The sequence below is a fragment of the Actinospica acidithermotolerans genome (assembly GCF_018139625.1).
GTDB lineage: Bacteria > Actinomycetota > Actinomycetes > Streptomycetales > Catenulisporaceae > Actinospica > Actinospica acidithermotolerans.
The window spans coordinates 1-2,721 of the sequence record NZ_JAGSOH010000249.1 but is presented as its reverse complement, the minus strand read 5'-3'; the positions used below and the strand labels follow the sequence as shown (position 1 = coordinate 2,721).

At 68.1% G+C, this 2,721-nt stretch carries 1 protein-coding gene, 1 tRNA gene and 1 pseudogene; all 3 read left to right on the top strand.

The annotated features are described in order from the left end of the window. Nucleotides 1–83: 83 nt before the first annotated feature. Nucleotides 84–158, top strand: a tRNA-Val gene (locus tag KDK95_RS34380). A 171-nt stretch (nucleotides 159–329) separates the two neighbouring features. Then, entirely contained in the window at nucleotides 330–1,847 is a 1,518-nt protein-coding gene (locus tag KDK95_RS34375; protein WP_212522548.1) for a hypothetical protein, read from the top strand. Between the two features lie 110 nt (nucleotides 1,848–1,957). Continuing rightward, nucleotides 1,958–2,721, top strand: a pseudogene (locus KDK95_RS34370) (hypothetical protein); the annotation flags it as partial.

Here is a 2,721-nt window from a genome sequence, read left to right as displayed (position 1 = left end):
CGCCACCCCCGCCCGCCGCGCTGACCCGCCGTCACCTGATGGCCCGAGGCGGCCGCCGGAGATGATATTGTTCTCGCAGTCGAGGGCGATTAGCTCAGCGGGAGAGCGCTTCGTTCACACCGAAGAGGTCACTGGTTCGATCCCAGTATCGCCCACCATCTGACGATGCGTCAGATCGGCGCGCTGATTGGCCGTCACATCTGGTCAGCATGGCTGCATCATCTCGCGCTGCATGACTTGACCTTGCTTAGTTTGTTGGCCAGGTATGTACCAACGCGGGTCATCTTCGGGGCCGGGTTTCGTTGTTCATCGGCTGGCATACTGTGCGGGTGGTGAACAAGACAGGCCCGGATGAGGCCGATGGCGCGCGAGTGCTGGAGTCCCTCTTGGGGACTCTCGCCACCTGGCCGGACCTCGGGAAAAGGCCGCGCGTCAGCATCGAGCAGTGGGGCAGCCTCACTGCGGAGGAAGCGAAGGCCTGCCAGGACGTGAGCGTCGCCGCAGTGCGCAGCGTCGCCGGCGCGCGGTCCGAGGCCGACCAGATCCGCCTACTCGGGCAGCTGCGATACGAGCCCGCCGTCCCGACACTGATCGGGCTGTGGGAGCAGTGCCCGGTTCATCCGATCGCTGTGGCTGCCGCGCACGCGCTGTTCGGGATCGGGACGACCGAGGCCCGCGACGTGCTGCGAAAGGGGATCCACGACCATGACCACCTCGGCCGGTTCATGGCGCTGAAGGTCATGTTCACCGACGAGGGCACGGCGTGGGACAACGTCAGCCACCTGTTCGCCGACGAACTCCTGGCAGCGCCAGCCGGGCAGATCGCCGCGGCCGAGGCTCTCAGCCTCCTGTCACCACGATCGTATTCCCGGTCCGGTCCCGAATGGCACTCGGACGAACTGCGCGTCCTGCTGGCCACGGACCGCCGCTGGCTTGACCTGTGCGTCGGCCTGCGCGACCACGAGATTCTGGGCGGTCAGGCCCGTCAGGTGCTCAAGTACGCCGATCCCGTAGTCACCCGCCCGGCGCTCGACGCCGCCGGAGCGGAGCGGATGGCGAAGCCCCGGCCCGCCTGCCCGCCGTTGCGTGCGGGGGACCTCGTCGCGCGGTACGAGAACGGCGACCATCGGGGCGTGTGGAACGACCTTGCGGCCGTCGCCCACCTGGACGGCCCGTGGCGCGCTGAGGCCGAGCAGGTGGCCGCACTGACTATGGAGCGCGTCCGCCGTAACGCCCAAAGCCTCGCCACCGCCCTCATAGCCCGTGGCTGGCCGGTCAGCCTGGAGCAGGCATTGCCGGGGCCAACTCCCGATGTCGAGGACCGGCTGAAGGAACTAGAGCAGCTCACCGGGTGCGCGGCACCGCCGGCACTAGCCGCCTACTGGCGCATCGTCGGAACGATCGACCTCGTCCCGCGCGACACCTGGGATGCGCCGTTCCCGCCCGGCGTGCCAGAACAGCTCACGCTCGCCGACCCGCTGGAGATCGGCGACCTCTCCAACGGCTGGTACTCGGTCGAGGAATGGCACGCGGAGTGCGAGGAACACCATCCCGAGATCGCCGGCCCGCTGGAGTTCGACATTGCCGCCGACTACCTCCACAAGGCCAATTTCAGCGGCGGTGCCCCGTACTCCGTCTGGCTGTCAAACGTCGGCGCCGATCCGCTCGTCCGTCACGAAAAGCACAGCCTGACCTTCACCGACTACTTGCGGCGCGCGTTCAAGGAAAAGGGATTCCTCCGGCTCGACGCGCAGGAGGAATGGCTGACTTACGGATTCACCCACGACCAACTGGCAGAACTGACCCGATGGCTGGCGAGCGTCGAATACGAACACACGGGCTTCTGACCCGAACCGGCTCACTACCCGGCATGACAGCGAGTCCGACGTCGCCCATAGCCATGGAGCGCGATTACCGGGCCGCGTCCTCGACGCACGTGGTCCGTTAACCTGCGCAGGTGAAGACTTCGCCCGCTGAGGAGCCGAATCCGGACCCTTGGGGCAGGTTCTTCCGTCAATGTCCGACGACGCGGCTGTCCAGGGCATGGCTGGAAGGGCTCGGTTTCAACCGGGCCGCGCCGCGGCACGTTCTGCTCAGGCTCCTCGACGCCGGCGTCGTGAGCTTCCTGTTCCGCAGCGACCTGCCTCCGGTCGTCGTCGAAGCCGCGATCGTCCATCCGGACAGGCGGGTCTTGGGCACGATCGTGGAATCGCGGATCCTGACTGCCGAGCAGTGGGATCGGCTGCTGTCCTGCGTGTCCGTGTCCGATCCGGGCCTGCGGGAACAACTTGCCGTCGACGCACAACACCACGCTGCCGCCCGCGCACACCGCGAGCGCAAGGCCGCCGGACTCGCAGCCCGCACAGGATCCCCGCCGCCGACGACGAGCGCGGAGATCGCTGCGATGGCCGCGAACGTTCCGGAAATCGACCCTGGGCACGTTACCCACGCCCTGGACTGGGTCGAAGCGCTCCACGGCGACGGCGACGCCATGCGGCAGCTCGCCGCCTCAACCAATCTCTGGATCCGCCGCAGCGTCGCGCGGGCGCCGCGTCTGCCCGAGGACGTCGCCGACCGGCTCGCCCGCGACGAGGACCGCATCGTGCGGCTGTTCCTCGCCGAATCCTGCGACGACGCCCCCGCCCAGATGCTGCTGGAGGTGTGGACCTGGTGGACGGGCAGCCTCTCCTTCCCCGGCCGGCCCCGCAACCACCCCAACTT